This is a genomic window from Segatella copri (assembly GCF_019249655.2).
Taxonomy (GTDB): Bacteria; Bacteroidota; Bacteroidia; order Bacteroidales; family Bacteroidaceae; genus Prevotella.
Genome location: NZ_CP137557.1, coordinates 2,827,545 through 2,843,917, shown reverse-complemented (window position 1 = coordinate 2,843,917; position 16,373 = coordinate 2,827,545). Strand labels below are relative to the sequence as shown.

Sequence of the window (16,373 nt, the reverse complement as noted above, 5' to 3'; positions counted from 1 at the left end):
TTGCGTTTCACCAAGATTCTGAAATTTTCGTTTGAATGCGAATTTTATCAATAGATTACGGTAAGAAACGTACCGGACTGGCAGTTACCGACCCATTGCAGATCATTGCTAATGGGTTGGCAACTGTTGCTACGTCTGAGCTCTTCGAGTTTTGCGAAGCCTATATCCAGAAGGAGCAGGTGGAGCGCATCGTCATCGGAAAGCCTACTCAGCCCAACGGGCAGCCCAGCGAGAACCTGGCGCGAGTAGAGAACTTCTACAATCGCTGGCGCAAGGCGCATCCCGAGGTGCCTATCGAGTATTACGATGAGCGATTCACCTCTGTTCTTGCCCATAGGGCGATGATAGACGGCGGCGTGAAGAAGAAGACGAGAAGAGAAAACAAGGGATTGGTAGATGAGATAAGCGCTACCATCATATTACAGGATTTTATGCAATCAAGAAGATGATTTTACCAATTTATATTTATGGTCAGCCTGTTTTGAGAAAAGTGGCTGAAGATATTACTCCAGATTACCCTGAACTCAAGGAGTTGATTAATAATATGTATGAAACCCTCGATTCCAGCAATGGCATCGGCCTGGCTGCGCCGCAGATTGGCTTGGCCATCCGCCTGGTGGTCATCGACCTGGATGTGCTCAGCGAAGATCTTCCTGAGTATAAGGGATTCCGCCATGCGTTCATCAATCCGCATATCTTGGAGTATGATGAGGAGGCTGAGAAGGATTCTTCTGACGAGGGTTGTCTCTCTATCCCAGGCATCAACGAGAAGGTGGTTCGTCCTACACGCATCCACGTGAAGTATATGGACGAGCAGTTCCAGGAGCACGATGAATGGGTATCTGGTTACCTGGCGCGCGTCATGCAGCATGAGTTCGACCATTTGGAGGGAACCATGTTCGTAGACCGTGTGTCTCCACTGCGTAAGAACATGATTGCCGGAAAGCTCAAGAACATCATCAAGGGCAAGTTCCGCTGCAGCTATCGTACTAAGATTCGTCGATGAAAAAGTTTATTTTCACTTTTGTGCTGATGCTGACCGCTTTGTCGGCATCGGCGCAATATAGAGTTGACCGGCTCGTCACTGCCGGCAGAAGTGCCTTGTATTACGAGGACTTCGTTCTTTCCATTAAGTATTTTAATCTAGCCATCGGTGCCAAGCCTTATCTCTATGAGCCTTGGTATTACCGCAGTGTTGCCAAGTTTAATCTCGATGATTACATGGGTGCTGAGAGCGATGCCTCTGAGGCATTGAACCTCAATCCCTATATCAACGATATCTACGACTTGCGTGCCATCTGCCGTATCCGTCAGAACCGTTTCTCGGATGCCATCGCCGATTACGATGCAGCCATCCGTCTGGAACCGCGCAACCGCAACTACTGGTTCAATCGTGCACTCTGCCTCATGGAGGAGAAGCATTACGACCAGGCGCAGCTGCAGCTGGATACCATCATCACCAAATGGAAGGATTATTCCAACGCCTATTCCCTGAAGGCCGAGGTGTATCTGCATCAGAAGGATACCGTGCTGGCGGAGAAATGGCTCGACCAGAGCCTCAAGCTGAACCCTTTTGATGGAGATGCATGGACCACGCGTGCCTATATGGCACTTGCCCGAAAGGAATGGAAGACGGCGGATGAGGCGCTCACCAAGTCGCTGCATTTCAAGCCGAACAATGTAAACAGTTACATCAACCGTGCGTTGGCTCGTATCAACATCAATAATCTACGAGGTGCGATGAGCGACTATGATGCTGCCATCGACCTTGATCCCAACAATTTCCTGGCCCACTACAACCGTGGCTTGATGCGTGTGCAGTTGGGCGATGACAACCGTGCCATCACCGATTTCGACTTCGTCATCAAGATGGAGCCGAAGAACTTCATGGCCATCTTCAACCGTGCCCTGCTGCACGACAAGACGGGTAACCTGAAGGCAGCTATCCGTGATTATTCTACGGTTATCGGGCAGTTTCCAAACTTCTGGACGGGTCTTTCCTATCGTGCCCGCTGCTATCGCCGCCTGGGTATGACGGCAAAGGCTGAGATGGATGAGTTCCGCATCTTCAAGGCGCAGATGAACAAGCACATCGGCATTCAGCCTCGTTGGAGTGCGAAGACCAAGAAGGAGATGCGCAAGCGTTCGGAGATAGACCCGGATAAGTTTGCTTCGCTCGTGGTGGATGATGAGCCGAAGTATGAGCACAATTACAAGAGTGAGTATCGTGGCAGGGTGCAGAACCGCCAGGTGGAAACCAACTATCTGCCTATGTTCCAGCTCTCTTATTTCCCTAATGCTCAGAATGTGAGTGGGGTACAGGCGTTCGATAAGGCTGTGGAGGATTTGAACCAGCAGCTTAGTACTCTTGCTTTAGGTTCTTCTGCATCAGGTTCCAAGGCTGCTGCTAAGGGTAAGACTTCTGATAAGGTGTATATCGTATGCTCTAAGGAGCAGTTGGATGAGAATGGTTCCATGAAGATATTCTCTCTGATAGATAAGCTCTCGGCAGAGCTGAGTGTGGCAAAGGATATCGAGCAGAAGAAGCTGATTCTCATGCGTCGTGCCATCGCCCACAGTGTGCTTCGCGATTTCGAGGCAGCCATCAGCGATTTCACCTATTATATATCTCTGGATGATAAGAATGCCCTGGCCTATTGGCAGCGTGCCGTATGCCAGGCTGAGATGGACGAGTTCAACAAGGCAGAGGGCAAGGGAGTGGTGAATATCCATTCTGCCGAGGCTGATTTCAGCGATGCCATCCGCCTGAGCAGCAACAATGCCTACATCTATTATAACAGAGGTAATCTGCATGCCGGCAGAAACGAGCTTTCCAAGGCGATAGACGACTATTCCATCGCCCTGAAGATTGATAATCGATTGGCCGAGGCTTATTATAATAGAGGTATCGCCCGTGCCAAGAGTGGCAATAAGCAGGCTGGCATCCAGGATCTCTCCAAGGCTGGAGAGCTGGGCTTGTATGATGCTTACTCTGTCATTAAGCGATTGAATAAGGCGAAATAATAATAAAAAAATCCCGCAGATTGATAGTCTGCGGGATTTTTTTTTATATTCTCGTCACCTGCTTTACGCCCTTTACGGCACTCAGTTTCTTGATCAGTGCATCCGTCTTGCCGGCATCATCAATCATCACGGTTACATTGCCCGAGAACAGGCCATCTTTTGATGAGATGTTGATGCCTCTCATCACGAGCTTATCCTCTTTCGAGATGATGTTCGTGATGTTGCTCACGATGCCGATATCATCATTTCCGATGATTCTCAGGGTGATGGCATACTTCGATGTACCCTTGCCGCTCCATTTCGCCTTCACGATGCGATAACCGAAACGGCGGCGCAGCTCCTTGGCGTTAGGACAGTCGATGCGGTGAATCTTGATACCCTTGCTGATGGTCACGAATCCGAAGATAGGGTCGCCGTAGATAGGGTGGCAGCAGTGGGAGAGCTCGAAGTCGATGCCCTTCAGGTGCTCATCTATTACCAGCACGTCGTCGCTCTGCTTCAGCAGTTCCTCGGTAGGGTTCTCGAACTCAAAGTTCTCGGCACTCTCGGCAGGCTTGTTGGCGTTGCTGAGGTTGAGGTCGTGGTCGCGCTCCTCGATGTATTTTTCCACCACGGTGTTCACGTCGAGTTTCTCTTCTGCCACATCCTTGTAGAAATCAGAGTTCTCCTTGTATCCCATCTTCTTGATGATGCGCGCCATGGTGCTCTCGTCAATCTCTATCTTGCGGTTCTTGAATCGGCGTTCCAGCAGTTCCTTGGCATAGAGTCCGTCCTTCTTCTGCGTTTCCTTCAGGGCGAGGCGAATCTTGGCCTTTGCCTTCGAGGTCTGCACGATGTTGAGCCATTCTCTTCTAGGCTTCTGGTTGCTCTGGGTGAGGATTTCCACCTGGTCGCCCGAGTGCAGTTCCTGTCGGAAGGTCACCGCCTTGCCGTTGATTTTTCCGCCCACGCAGGTGTTGCCGATGCGCGAGTGGATGTAGTAGGCAAAGTCGAGCACCGTGGCACCCTTAGGGAAGTTCAGCAGGTCGCCCTTAGGCGTGAACACATATACCTCGTCTTCCTTCAGGTCGGTGGTAAACTGGTCCATAAGCTGCAGGTCGTCGTTGCTTTCCAGGGCGGCACGGATGTTGGCGAGCCATTCGTCTATGCCTCCTTCTCCCTGCTTGATGCCCTTGTATCGCCAGTGTGCAGCCAGACCGTGTTCGGCAATATCGTCCATTCTTTCGGTTCTGATCTGCACCTCCACCCATTTGTTCTCAGGTCCCAGAACGGTGGTGTGCAGACTCTCGTATCCGTTGCTCTTAGGCACGCTGAGCCAGTCGCGCATACGCTTCGGGTTCGGCTGATACATATCTGTAATCAGGGCGAATGTCTGCCAGCACTGCATGTATTCCTTCTCTCTTGGTGCATCAATGATGATGCGGATGGCGAAAAGGTCGTACACGCCCTCGAAGGCGCATTTCTGTTTCTTCATCTTCTGCCAGATGGAGTGGATGCTCTTGGTGCGTCCCTTCATGTGATATTTCAGTCCGGCAGCATCGAGCTTTTCCTGGATAGGCTGGATGAATCGGGCGATATAGGCATCGCGCGAAGCCTTGGTGGCATTCAGCTTCTCCTTGATCATGTAGTAGGCATCGTGCTCCAGATACTTCAGGCTCAGGTCTTCCAGCTCGCTCTTCAGCTTGTAGAGACCCAGCTTGTGGGCGAGTGGGGCATAGAGGTAGCTGGCTTCCTCGCTCACCTCGTGCTTCGCCTCCTTTTGGTCGGTGTCGCGAATCTGTCGCATCACGTTCACGCGGTCGGCTATCATGATGAGAATCACGCGCATGTCTTCCGAGAAAGAGATGAGCAGGTTTCTGAAGTTCTCGCTCTCGATGATAGGGTTGCGCTTGTAGAGGTCGTGGATGCGGAGCAGTCCGCTGATGATGTGCGCCACGCTGTCGCCGTATTTCTGCTGGATGTCCTCGATGGTCTGATAGCCGTCGATAACGCTGGTCTGCATCAGGATGGCGATGATGCCGTCTCTTTTCAGACCGATTTCGTTCACAGCGATTTCTGCTGTCTGCAGGGCTGCGAGTATAGGGTTCATGCCGAAGACGTTGCGCTTAATCTGGTGGTTGATGAAGGCATGCTGTATGTCTTCACGCAGATGCTGCTCGTCGCCCGGCTTGAATGTGTCGCCCACGGCGTTTCTCAGGCGCTCCAGTATCTGGAGTGTCTGTTCCTTTTCTTCGGTTGTGAATTTAAAAGTTGTTTCATTCATTGTCGTTCCCTCCCGTTGATTATATATTATTGAGTTTTATAACTCGTCTATCCATTTCTGGCCTGACTTGGTGTTGAGCCAGATGGCGAAGCTGGTGCTGATAATTAGTCCCAGCGAAAAAATAAACATTAATCCATCCATCATTACGATAGTTTTGGATTATAAATTGTTTATCCACTTTCTGCCAGATTTGGTGTAGCTCCAAATGGCTAAGCTCATACCAATAACAGCTCCTATACACATTACTAAAGCAAATCCTTCCATAAAACTTATATTATATGTTATAAACTATCTATCCACTTCTGGCCTGATTTTGTGTTAAGCCAGATGGCGAAGCAGGTTCCTATCAAGGCTCCTAGCCCCATAAATATAGTATATAGTTCCATGATTATAGCTCATCTATCCATTTCTGGCCAGACTTGGTGTTGAGCCAGATGGCGAAGCTGGTTCCTATTACCATCATGATAAACATGAATAGAGTAAATACTTCCATAATTAAAAATTTTAATCGTTATATTTCATTACTTTGTTTGCTGCATAGGCGAACATAAAAGCAGATAATGTACCAAATGCTAGACAGAGGTAATTGAATACTGCTATTTCTTCACCTGTGACAAGTGGTGATAAACCACCGATTCCTGTTCCGCTAAGAACAAGATTAGACACTCCATAAAGATAGTGTGATAGGCCTGTTCTGCGGTCGTGTTCTCTTGTTAATTTACTAACCATATCTGAAAGATCCTATTTTAAATTTGTCAAACAATGGCGTTTCGGCGTTAAAAAACGCCTACTTCGTTAAATTTTCATTGCAAAGGTACAAAAAAAAGCGGAAATATTTCTGATTATCAGAAAAAACTATTATCTTTGTAGCACATATAGTGTAAATTTAACATAAATATGGTATTATGAATCAGCAAGATCTAAACCAAATCGCTGCCCGCGGCATCTCCGAGCAGCAGATTGAACACCAGTTGGAACAAATCAAGAATGGTTTCCCATTCCTCAAACTAGAGGGTGCGGCTGCCATCGGTAAGGGTATCATGGCTCCTACAGCCCAGGAAGTGGAAGACTACGAGAAGGCGTGGAACGACTACAAGGCTGAGGGTCACAAGATTGTGAAGTTCGTACCTGCTTCAGGTGCGGCAAGCCGCATGTTCAAGAACATGTTTGCATTCCTCGATGCTCCATACGATGTTCCTACTACTGACTTCGAAAAACAATTCTTCGAGAATATCAAGAAGTTTGCTTTCCGCAAGGCGCTCTGCGACAAGTGTCATGTGAACAATGAGAAGGGCATCATGTGCCTCATCAAGAAGGGCGATTACAAGGCCATTGTGGCTAATCTCCTCAAGCCAGAGGGATTGAACTACGGACAGTTGCCTAAGGGATTGCTCCAGTTCCACGAGTATGAGGACGAGGTTCGCACCCCAATGGAGGAGCACCTGGTTGAGGCTGCGCTCTATGCCAGCAGCAACGGCGAGGCAAACGTTCACTTCACCGTTTCTCACGACCACCTGGAACTCTTCAAGCAGATGGTAGCCGAGAAGGCAGATAAGTATGCACAGCGATACGGCATCAAGTACAACATCTCATTCTCTGAGCAGAAGCCTAGCACCGATACCATCGCTGCCAATCCGGATAATACTCCATTCCGCAACGAGGATGGATCATTGCTGTTCCGTCCGGGCGGTCATGGCGCACTCATCGAGAACCTCAACGAGATTGATGCAGATGTAGTATTCATCAAGAACATCGACAATGTGGTTCCTGATCGCCTGAAGGCAGAGACTGTTACCTGGAAGCAGGTGATTGCAGGTGTATTGGTTACCCTCCAGAAGCAGGCTTTCGATTATCTGAAGGTTTTGGATTCCGGACAGTACAACCACGAGAAGCTGGAGGAAATCATTCGCTTCGTTCAGCGCGACCTCTGCTGCCGCAAGGCTGATATCAAGGAGCTGGAGGATGCCGAACTGGTTATCTATCTGCGCAAGAAGCTCAACCGCCCTATGCGTGTATGCGGCGTGGTTAAGAACGTGGGCGAGCCTGGCGGTGGTCCATTCCTTACCTACAACCAGGATGGCACTGTTAGTCTTCAGATTCTGGAGAGCTCACAGATTGACAAGAATAACGAGGAGTACATGAAGATGTTTACCGAGGGTACACACTTCAATCCGGTAGATCTCGTTTGCGCAACCAAGGATTACCAGGGCAATGCTTTCGATCTTCCTAAGTTCGTAGATCCATCCACCGGTTTCATCTCAAGTAAGAGCAAGAACGGTAAGGACTTGAAGGCCTTGGAGTTGCCAGGTCTCTGGAATGGTGCGATGAGCGACTGGAACACCATATTCGTAGAGGTTCCTCTGGGCACCTTCAACCCAGTGAAGACCGTGAACGATCTGCTCCGCGACCAGCATCAGGCCGTAGAGGGTGGCATCAAGCACGAGCATCACCACGACGGAGGTTGCTGCAAGCACTAGCCCACGGATTATTTTTTAGTCCCACGGATTATTTTTTTTAGTCCCACGGATTTCACAGATTTACACAGATTTTTTTCTGGTTAGAGAATTACATCTGTGTAAATCTGTGAAATCTGTGGGACATTGACTTTAATCTCCGTGGGACATTGACTTTAATCTCCGTGGGACATTGACTTTAATCTCTGTGGGACATTGACTTTAATCTCCGTGGGACATTGAATTTAATCTCCGTGGGGGGTACAAATACAATAAAGGCTCAATTCCCGATGCATCGAGGATTGAGCCTTTATCATTTTGAGATTAAGAGGTTGGTCATGAAATGAAGGAAAACTTATCTAGCTGCGAGAATACGACTTCTGCAAGAGATAGATTTTTGATGATTCCTTGATCTCGCTCTTCATTTCTTCTAAATGCATCAGATTTCTCCATTTTGTTAGTTTTTGGTTATATCTGACGCTTGTTACATCTGTTTTCTCTGATTCTGGTGGAATTCAATACTAATTGTACCAGATTTCTCCGCCTAAAACGTTTGGATACTCTTCAGATGCTGTTCTTTCTACGGGAGCAGTAATCTCTACGAACTCACCATACTTCTTAGTGTTGTTGATCTGCATAATTGTTGGTTTTGTTGATTGTGAATTATTGGATTGACTATATCGGTGATAGATAGCATGGGCTCTCGCCCTTCATCATATCATCTTTTTACTTTTCTATATCTTTACATCTTAATTTCTGATGCAAAGGTACGCAAAAAATTGATATAAAGCAAGTGTGTGTAGAAAAATACTATATTTTTTAATCATTTTTAAAACGAAAGTGAATAAAAAGTGTATAAATATAAAAAAGCACCTGCCCATCACGGGTAAGTGCTCTTAATAACCTTCGTTTCTATCCGCTGGTAGAAACTTACAAGGTTTTAGATATATTGTTTTTAATATCGATCTTGTTATTTAAATCGTGATTTCACCCGCAAGCGATTGCTTGAGCATCTCTCTCACCTTGCGGTTGTCCTCGTATCTGCCCTGCAGATACATCAGCTTCGTTACCGTCGCCTCCACCGTAGAGTCGTAGCCGCTGATTACGTGGGCGGTCTTCAGCTGGAATCCCGCTCCGTAGCGTTCCATCTCCACGCTGCCCGTGAGGCATTGGCTGATGTTAACGATGTTCACGCCGCGGTGGGCTGCCTGGTCGAGCAGGCGCATGATCCATGGCGCATGTGGCGCATTGCCCGAACCGAAGGTACGCATCACGATGCCTCGCAAGTCGGGCGATTCCATCACGTGGCGCACGATGTTGTCCTGGATGCCCGGAAAGAGACTGAACACAATCACGTTCGGGTCGAGCTTCAGATGGGGCACCATCGGCTTGTTGTAGTCTGGCGTGAGGATGTGGTGCCTGTGATACTGGAAGTTGATACCCACATCGCAGAGGTGCGGATGGTTGAACGATTCGAAGGCATGAAATCCCTCGGCATTGATCTTGATGGCACGGTTGCCGCGAATCAGTTTGCCGTTGAAGAAGATGCATACCTCCGGCACCATCGGATGTCCCTCCTCGTCCTTTGCCGAAGCAATCTCAATGGCAGTCATCAGGTTCTCCTTGCCGTCGGTGCGCAGTTCGCCGATAGGCAACTGGCTTCCGGTCAGAATCACCGGCTTGGTCAGATTCTCGAGCATGAAGCTCAGGGCTGATGATGTGTAAGCCATCGTATCCGTGCCGTGCAGGATAACGAATCCGTCGTAGTCATCATAGTTCTTGGCGATGATGCTGACGATTTCAGCCCATCTCATCGGGTCCATGTCGCTGGAGTCGATAGGAGGGTCAAACTTTCTCACGTCGATTTCCGCCTGAATCAGTTTGAATTCTGGCATGGAAGAGACGAGGTGGTTGAAGTCGAGAGGCTCCAGTACGCCTGTCACGGGATCCTTTCCCATGCCGATGGTACCTCCTGTATAGATGATGAGAATCTTGGGTGTTGCCATTTTATTTATCAATATTTACTTTTTGTCACTTAATCGAGTGCAAATATACAGAAAATATTCGATATGACCAAGTGTTTCCCCGAAAAATATGCCATGTTTTAACATTTTGTTATCATTCGATAGCAAATCCTGCCGGTTCCTTCCAATCCTGCGTTTTTTCAGAAATCCTATATATATAATAAGGTGTAACCACAAAAGTGTCGCCATTTAGTGGAGATTTGAAAATAAATGCATTTTTTATGCAAAAATATTCGCTCGTTACAAAAAGAAATAGTACTTTTGCACACGATTTAATAAAAATACTAAGTTGTTATGGTAAAAATCACATTCCCAGACGGATCTGTTCGTGAGTATGAGCAGGGCGTAACTGGCTTACAAATCGCCGAGAGCATCTCACCGGCTCTCGCTCGCAACGTTGTATCTTGCGGTGTTAATGGTGAGACAGTAGAGTTGAACCGTCCTATCAATGAGGATGCTAACGTAGAACTCTACAAGTTTGAGGATGAGCAGGGTAAGCACACATTCTGGCATACATCTGCCCACTTGTTGGCTGAGGCTCTCCAGGAGCTTTACCCAGGCATCCAGTTCGGTTTCGGTCCAGCCGTAGAGAGCGGTTTCTTCTACGACGTGATGCCAGCCGAGGGTCAGGTGATCTCAGAGAATGATTTCGCCAAGATTGAGGCTAAGATGATGGAACTCGCCAAGAAGAACGAACCAGTGGTTCGCAAGGAGGTGGCTAAGGCTGATGCTCTCGCTGAGTTCAAGGCCGATGGTCAGACCTACAAGTGCGAGCACATTGAGCAGGACTTGGAGGATGGTACCATCACCACATATACCCAGGGCAACTTCACCGACCTCTGCCGTGGTCCTCACTTGATGAACACTGGCCTTATCAAGGCAGTGAAGATTACAAGTGTGGCAGGTGCTTTCTGGCGCGGTGATGCCAAGCGCGAGCAGATGACCCGTATCTATGGTATCAGCTTCCCTAAGAAGAAGATGCTCGATGAGTACCTGGTTATCCTCGAAGAGGCTAAGAAGCGCGACCACCGCAAGATTGGTAAGGAGATGGAACTCTTCATGTTCTCAGAGCGTGTAGGTAAGGGTCTTCCTATCTGGTTGCCAAAGGGCACTCAGCTCCGCCTCCGCTTGCAGGAGTTGCTCCGTTCTCTCCTGAAGCCTTATAACTATCAGGAGGTTATCTGTCCTGGTATCGGCGGCAAGAGCCTCTATGTAACATCTGGTCACTATGCTCACTATGGCAAGGATGCATTCCAGCCTATCCAGACTCCTGAGGAGGATGAGGAGTATATGCTCAAGCCAATGAACTGTCCTCACCACTGCGAGGTCTACGCTCGTAAGCCTCGTTCTTACAAGGATCTTCCTTTGCGTATCGCTGAGTTCGGTACCGTATTCCGCTATGAGAAGAGCGGTGAGCTCCACGGTTTGACCCGTGTTCGTACATTTACTCAGGATGATGCCCACATCTTCGTTCGTTCAGATCAGGTGAAGTCTGAGTTCGAGAATGTAATCGACGTAATCTTGAAGGTATTCAAGATTTTCGGTTTCGAGAACTACGAGGCACAGATTTCTCTCCGCGACCCTAAGGATACAGAGAAGTATATCGGTTCTGATGAGATTTGGGAAGAGAGTGAGAACGCTATCCGCGAGGCTTGCAAGGAGAAGGGTCTTGAGACTCGTGAGGAGATTGGCGAGGCTGCCTTCTATGGTCCTAAGCTCGACTTCATGGTGAAGGATGCCATCGGTCGTCGCTGGCAGTTGGGTACCATCCAGGTGGATTACAACTTGCCTGAGCGCTTCAAGCTGGAGTATACCGCTGAGGATAACTCAAAGAAGACTCCTGTGATGATTCACCGTGCGCCATTCGGTTCACTGGAGCGTTTCACAGCCGTTCTCATCGAGCACACCGCCGGTCACTTCCCATTGTGGTTGACTCCAGACCAGGTTGCAATTCTTCCTATCTCAGAGAAGTTCAACGACTATGCTCAGAAGGTACGCCAGTACTTCGACAAGCAGGGTGTTCGTGCTTTGGTAGATGATCGTAACGAGAAGATTGGCCGCAAGATTCGTGACAACGAGTTGAAGCGTGTGCCTTACATGGTCATCGTAGGTGAGAAGGAGAGTGCCGAGGGCCTCGTTTCCATGCGTAAGCAGGGTGGTGGCGAGCAGGCTACCATGAGCATGGAAGAGTTTGCTCAGCGCATCAACGCCGAGGTTGCAGAGCAGCTGAAGGCAGCTGAGGAGTAGATTTTTTCACGCTGATAGATATTTTTTCACGCTGAAATATTTTTCACGCTGAAATATTTTTTTTAGTCACGCAGATTTCGCAGATGACGCAGATTTTTTCTTGGGGTATTCTTTGTTGTAGGGTACTGGAAAAACGGCGTAGTTTGGGGAGTCTGCGTGAGTTTTTTAGGGAATACTAAAAACTTGATGTTATGACAGAAAACGAAATATCTTATAAGGTTATCGGAGCAATATATAAGGTGTATAATGAGCTTGGTCCTGGCTTGTTAGAGTCTGTTTATGAAGCTGCCCTTTGCTATCAACTCAGAAAAGATGGTTTGAAGGTTGATAACCAGGTGAGACTCCCTGTAATATATGATGGGCACGTCTTGCCTGTAGATTTGCGATTGGATGTTTTGGTTGAGGATAAGGTAATCGTAGAATTGAAGGCGGTTGCAGAAATGAAGGCGGTTTATGGCAAACAGCTTCTTACTTATCTGAAAATATCTCATCTAAAACTTGGATTGCTGGTTAATTTTGATACGTCTGATATTCGTTCATCTATTCATCGGGTCGTTAATCACCTTTAGTTCACGCTGATATGTTTTTTTCTCACGCTTGATTATGTTTTTTTAGTCACGCAGATTTCGCAGATGACGCAGATTTTCATTGCCATGACATTCTTGGGAGAGTATCAAGAAAGATCTGCGAAATCTGCGTGACTTAAAAAGCAATCTGTGGGGTTAAAATATTAAATCCATTAGAAAAACAAAGAATCTGCGGGCAAAAATGAAAATAACCAGCTGAAAATTTGGTGGTTTCATGGAAAATTCGTAACTTTGCAGCCGTTTAATCAAAAAGACAAAAGAATATATCGAATAGTTAATGAAAAATGACAAAATGAAAAATCAGTACCGCGTAAACGAACAGATACGCGTACGTGAAGTGAGAGTTGTAAGTGAAGGCGGAGCTGAAGTGATGCCTACACGTAAAGCGTTGGACTTGGCACGTCAGCAAGAGCTTGACTTGGTCGAGATATCCCCTAATGCCCAGCCACCAGTTTGCCGTATTGTTGACTATTCTAAGTTCCTTTACCAGCAGAAGAAACATGCTAAGGAAATGAAGCAGAAGCAGGTGAAGGTGGAGACCAAGGAGATCCGTTTCGGACCTCAGACCGATGAGCACGACTACCAGTTCAAGCTCAAGCACGCCAAGGAGTTCCTCAGCGAGGGTAACAAGGTTCGTGCATACGTGTTCTTCCGCGGTCGTTCTATCCTCTTCAAGGAGCAGGGTGAAGTTCTCCTCCTCCGTTTCGCCAATGATTTGGAAGAATACGGAAAGGTAGAGCAGATGCCACGCCTCGAGGGTAAGAAGATGTTCCTCTACATGAGTCCAAAGAAGGCTGGCACAGCCAAGAAGAGCCAGCAGAAGATGGACCGTGAGAAGCGAGAGGCTGAAGCCAAGGCTGCTGCTGATGCAGAGCGCGAGGCTAATGCCGAGAAGAATGGCTTGCTCGCCAATGCCAAAGGCGGCGATGCCCTGAAGAAACTCGCAGAGGGAGCAGAGGATTAAGAATGAAAAAGATGCGTAACGCCCTGGTATATGCGTTGCCATCGCTATAATAAATAACAATTTAAATTAAAAGTAAAAATGCCAAAAGTAAAGACTAATTCCGGCGCAAAGAAGAGATTCCGTTTCACCGGTACAGGTAAGATTAAGCGTCATCACGCTTATCACAGTCACATCTTGACTAAGAAGACAAAGAAGCAGAAGAGAAACCTCCTCGGCGAGACTCTCGTAGACCGTTCAAACTTGAAGCAGGTTCGCGACTTGCTCTGCCTCCGTTAATTATTAACTTTTTAGTCGAACTTTTAAAGAAAAAAAATTATGCCAAGATCAGTAAATCACGTTGCATCTAAAGCAAAGAGAACAAAAATCTTGAAGCTCACTAAGGGTTACTATGGAGCTCGCAAGAATGTATGGACAGTAGCTAAGAACACTTGGGAGAAGGGTCTTACCTACGCTTATCGCGATCGTCGTAACAAGAAGCGCACATTCCGCGCATTGTGGATCCAGCGTATCAACGCTGCTGCTCGCCTCGATGGTATGAGCTACAGCCAGTTGATGGGTGCTCTTCACAAGGCAGGTATCGAGATCAACCGCAAGGTTCTCGCTGACCTCGCTGTTAACAACCCAGAGGCTTTCAAGGCTATCGTTGCTAAGGTGAAGTAAATCCGACGCTAAATTTTTTATCGTGTTAGTGATAACACATAGGGAGTTTAGCCTCTAGATTTTGAAAAGATTGAATCCCCAGCTATCATTCATTTGATGGCTGGGGATTTTTCATGTTCTATAAAAAATATATTTTCTATATAATTTTTTGTTTTCTGTATAATTTATTATTTTTTCAAGTTTCGCAAGTAACCTCCGGTCCCCGAAGGGGGCCAACTTTCAATAACCGCTGGTGGAATGACCGAAGGGAATGGAACCTGCGGACAACCAATAGCAGGGAGAAAGCGTCCCCAAAGGGGGCGAACCACATCCAGTCTTGCTCCTGTTCGCCCCCTTCGGGGACGGTAGAGAGTTTGTCTGCTATCCGCAGGTTCCATTCCCTTCGGTCATTCCACCCGCGGTTATTCACATTCGCCCCCTTCGGGGACGGTAGAATGCTACTTGCGAAACTTCAGTTATTTTCTATATAAAAAAAACATGCGTCCCGGAGTGGGGCGCATGCCTTTTATCTAAATATATTTTAACTTTTATTTCTTGATCAATTATTTCTTGATCATTTACTTCTTGATCATTTACTTCTTAATCATCTTCTTGCTCTCGCCGTTGGTATACTTTACAATGTAAACCTGGCCACTCTGCATGCTGGTAACCTGCTGACCTGCCATGTTGTAGATGGCCTTCACGCCATTTGGCAAGGTGATGGTCTCGAGGTTCTTAATGCCAGTGGTATAGTCCTTGAAGGTGATGGTGCGGGTTACGCAGTTCTTCAGGTCGTTGGATGTAACGGTGAAGCTTACGTAGGTATTAAAGTCATCTGCTGTAATCTTCTTGGTAACATAAGCACCGGCACCGATAGCCTCCAACTGGAAGTTGTTGATATCCAAATTCTTATTGTAGCCTTCAATCTCCAACTCGCCGGCTTCATCAAACTCGTTTGTGATGTCCTTACCATCCATGGTAACCTTCTTCACGTCAGCATTGTAAACCATCTCTACATCGTCTACATACAATACATCAGGATTGGTCTCGCTCTTGCTGCCGCCGCTTGGCACAGCGCAGGTTGACATGGTAACCAGGGCTGCCTTAGGCATTTCATTCTCATTATCATAGGTGAATGGGATGGTAATCTCCTGCCACTCGTCCTTGCTCTCGATAGAAGAGTTGTTGGCACGGGCGATGATGTTGGCTGCATACTTGTCATCTTCTGGGTCCTGAGCATACTCGCCGTTGGTCAAGAGGGCACTGATGGTAGCCTTAGGATTCTTGTTGCCGTCGCCAGCCTTGAACTTCACCCAAACCTTCATGGCATCAGGCTTGTTGTTGAGCACAGCATAGAATGGATCGCCGTTGGCATCAACATCTGTTGAGTTGAAATCCAGGAATGAGCAGTTGTCCTTGCTAGTTGCATCCATGTTGCCTGCCTTCAGACGACCGGTGGTGATGGTACCGTTGGCAGAAGCTGCAACAATTGGACCCACTTTCACTGGAGTAGAAACTATCTTTACACACTGCTTGTTGTCTTCTGCTGCGTTCTCGCGCACTTCAGAAGAAGCATAGGTATGTACAGGTGATGAAACCATGCTTGCGTACTTGCCGGTAGAGCTCATGAATGAGTGCCATCCGTCAGGCTCCTGGCTCTTGGCGCTGCTGTATGATGCCTCGTGGAATTTCTCGAAACCGGCGTTTGGCAACTGACCCATCTCATTGCAATTTTCGCCGAGTTTCACGCCGACAATCATGCCGCCAGCCAATGGAATGTTGAGGTAGGCGTTGAAATTGTCGCCCTTCAGTTCTCCCTTGAAGATGATGTTCACGTTGCCGAGACCTGGTCCCATCCATTCTACGTTCTTGTCGTCACCCTCGGTAATCTGGATGTCCTTTGCAGCATTGAGCATGATGACGTTGCCACACTTAGTTGCCTCTACGTCCTTGATAACGATGTTGCCAATCTGCATGTAATCGGTCATCTTGAAGTTGAGCAAACTCATGGTATATTTGCCTTCTCCCTGCTCATCTACGTTCACCTTCACGTCGCCCACTGGCATGTCCATTCCCATCATGTTAACTACGAGAGGGCAGGTGTACTCCTTTGCCATCATCGACATGGAGCAGAGTGCTGCTGCTACTAGAGTAAAAATTTTCTTCATAATT

General features: G+C 47.6%; 13 protein-coding genes. 9 read left to right on the top strand and 4 right to left on the bottom strand.

Annotated features, from left to right (window positions below; genetic code table 11):
• Window positions 1-35: 35 nt before the first annotated feature.
• The 3 genes from ruvX to KUA49_RS11665 are packed head-to-tail and all read left to right on the top strand — an operon-like array spanning window position 36 to window position 3,024.
• On the top strand, window positions 36-449 hold the full coding sequence (gene ruvX, locus KUA49_RS11675) for a Holliday junction resolvase RuvX (protein WP_203038623.1): 414 nt from the start codon (window positions 36-38) through the stop codon (window positions 447-449).
• A complete protein-coding gene (def, locus tag KUA49_RS11670) occupies window positions 446-1,006 on the top strand; it encodes a peptide deformylase (protein WP_218413053.1) in 561 nt (186 codons plus the stop codon). Before ruvX ends, def begins: the two co-directional genes overlap by 4 nt.
• Window positions 1,003-3,024, top strand: a complete 2,022-nt coding sequence (locus tag KUA49_RS11665) for a tetratricopeptide repeat protein (RefSeq protein ID WP_218413052.1) — start codon at window positions 1,003-1,005, stop codon at window positions 3,022-3,024. The genes def and KUA49_RS11665 overlap by 4 nt, the downstream gene beginning before the upstream one ends.
• Before the next feature lie 43 nt (window positions 3,025-3,067).
• On the opposite strand, the gene KUA49_RS11660 is transcribed toward KUA49_RS11665, so the two are convergent.
• Together KUA49_RS11660 and KUA49_RS11655 are read right to left on the bottom strand one after the other, a co-directional pair.
• Window positions 3,068-5,287, bottom strand: coding sequence for a RelA/SpoT family protein (locus KUA49_RS11660; RefSeq protein WP_203038628.1), 2,220 nt, complete (start codon window positions 5,285-5,287; stop codon window positions 3,068-3,070).
• Between the two features lie 504 nt (window positions 5,288-5,791).
• Window positions 5,792-6,016, bottom strand: a complete 225-nt coding sequence (locus tag KUA49_RS11655; RefSeq protein ID WP_218413051.1) for a hypothetical protein — start codon at window positions 6,014-6,016, stop codon at window positions 5,792-5,794.
• A gap of 176 nt (window positions 6,017-6,192) precedes the next feature.
• Here KUA49_RS11655 and KUA49_RS11650 point away from each other — a divergent pair, with 176 nt between their 5' ends.
• Window positions 6,193-7,764 carry a DUF4301 family protein gene (locus KUA49_RS11650; RefSeq protein WP_218413050.1) on the top strand — a complete coding sequence of 524 codons (1,572 nt, stop codon included), beginning with the start codon at window positions 6,193-6,195 and terminating at the stop codon, window positions 7,762-7,764.
• Window positions 7,765-8,714: 950 nt separating this feature from the next.
• Here KUA49_RS11650 and KUA49_RS11645 read toward each other — a convergent pair.
• Window positions 8,715-9,746, bottom strand: a complete 1,032-nt coding sequence (locus KUA49_RS11645) for an asparaginase (RefSeq protein WP_218413049.1) — start codon at window positions 9,744-9,746, stop codon at window positions 8,715-8,717.
• Between the two features lie 312 nt (window positions 9,747-10,058).
• Here KUA49_RS11645 and thrS point away from each other — a divergent pair, with 312 nt between their 5' ends.
• The 5 genes from thrS (at window position 10,059) to rplT (ending at window position 14,222) form a co-directional block, all read left to right on the top strand.
• A complete protein-coding gene (gene thrS, locus KUA49_RS11640) occupies window positions 10,059-12,011 on the top strand; it encodes a threonine--tRNA ligase (protein ID WP_218413048.1) in 1,953 nt (650 codons plus the stop codon).
• Window positions 12,012-12,202: 191 nt separating this feature from the next.
• Complete coding sequence (locus KUA49_RS11635) at window positions 12,203-12,580, top strand: GxxExxY protein (protein WP_218413047.1); 378 nt, start codon at window positions 12,203-12,205, stop codon at window positions 12,578-12,580.
• A 295-nt stretch (window positions 12,581-12,875) separates the two neighbouring features.
• The gene (gene infC, locus KUA49_RS11630; protein ID WP_203038636.1) at window positions 12,876-13,562 is read left to right on the top strand and encodes a translation initiation factor IF-3; all 687 of its coding nucleotides are present in this window, start codon (window positions 12,876-12,878) and stop codon (window positions 13,560-13,562) included.
• Window positions 13,563-13,640: 78 nt separating this feature from the next.
• Window positions 13,641-13,838 carry a 50S ribosomal protein L35 gene (gene rpmI / locus KUA49_RS11625; protein ID WP_022111351.1) on the top strand — a complete coding sequence of 66 codons (198 nt, stop codon included), beginning with the start codon at window positions 13,641-13,643 and terminating at the stop codon, window positions 13,836-13,838.
• Window positions 13,839-13,877: 39 nt separating this feature from the next.
• Window positions 13,878-14,222, top strand: coding sequence for a 50S ribosomal protein L20 (gene rplT / locus KUA49_RS11620; protein ID WP_089544559.1), 345 nt, complete (start codon window positions 13,878-13,880; stop codon window positions 14,220-14,222).
• A 572-nt stretch (window positions 14,223-14,794) separates the two neighbouring features.
• Here the strand turns inward: rplT and KUA49_RS11615 are convergent.
• The gene (locus KUA49_RS11615) at window positions 14,795-16,369 is read right to left on the bottom strand and encodes a calycin-like domain-containing protein (RefSeq protein ID WP_218413046.1); all 1,575 of its coding nucleotides are present in this window, start codon (window positions 16,367-16,369) and stop codon (window positions 14,795-14,797) included.
• Between the last annotated feature and the right edge of the window lie 4 nt (window positions 16,370-16,373).

What these genes read in the sequence shown, in the direction of transcription:
- ruvX (WP_203038623.1), top strand. Translation starts at nt 36, where the DNA reads ATGCGAATTTTATCAATAGATTACGGTAAGAAACGTACCGGACTGGCA.
- def (WP_218413053.1), top strand. Translation starts at nt 446, where the DNA reads ATGATTTTACCAATTTATATTTATGGTCAGCCTGTTTTGAGAAAAGTG.
- KUA49_RS11665 (WP_218413052.1), top strand. Translation starts at nt 1,003, where the DNA reads ATGAAAAAGTTTATTTTCACTTTTGTGCTGATGCTGACCGCTTTGTCG.
- KUA49_RS11660 (WP_203038628.1), bottom strand. Translation starts at nt 5,287, where the DNA reads ATGAATGAAACAACTTTTAAATTCACAACCGAAGAAAAGGAACAGACA.
- KUA49_RS11655 (WP_218413051.1), bottom strand. Translation starts at nt 6,016, where the DNA reads ATGGTTAGTAAATTAACAAGAGAACACGACCGCAGAACAGGCCTATCA.
- KUA49_RS11650 (WP_218413050.1), top strand. Translation starts at nt 6,193, where the DNA reads ATGAATCAGCAAGATCTAAACCAAATCGCTGCCCGCGGCATCTCCGAG.
- KUA49_RS11645 (WP_218413049.1), bottom strand. Translation starts at nt 9,746, where the DNA reads ATGGCAACACCCAAGATTCTCATCATCTATACAGGAGGTACCATCGGC.
- thrS (WP_218413048.1), top strand. Translation starts at nt 10,059, where the DNA reads ATGGTAAAAATCACATTCCCAGACGGATCTGTTCGTGAGTATGAGCAG.
- KUA49_RS11635 (WP_218413047.1), top strand. Translation starts at nt 12,203, where the DNA reads ATGACAGAAAACGAAATATCTTATAAGGTTATCGGAGCAATATATAAG.
- infC (WP_203038636.1), top strand. Translation starts at nt 12,876, where the DNA reads ATGAAAAATGACAAAATGAAAAATCAGTACCGCGTAAACGAACAGATA.
- rpmI (WP_022111351.1), top strand. Translation starts at nt 13,641, where the DNA reads ATGCCAAAAGTAAAGACTAATTCCGGCGCAAAGAAGAGATTCCGTTTC.
- rplT (WP_089544559.1), top strand. Translation starts at nt 13,878, where the DNA reads ATGCCAAGATCAGTAAATCACGTTGCATCTAAAGCAAAGAGAACAAAA.
- KUA49_RS11615 (WP_218413046.1), bottom strand. Translation starts at nt 16,369, where the DNA reads ATGAAGAAAATTTTTACTCTAGTAGCAGCAGCACTCTGCTCCATGTCG.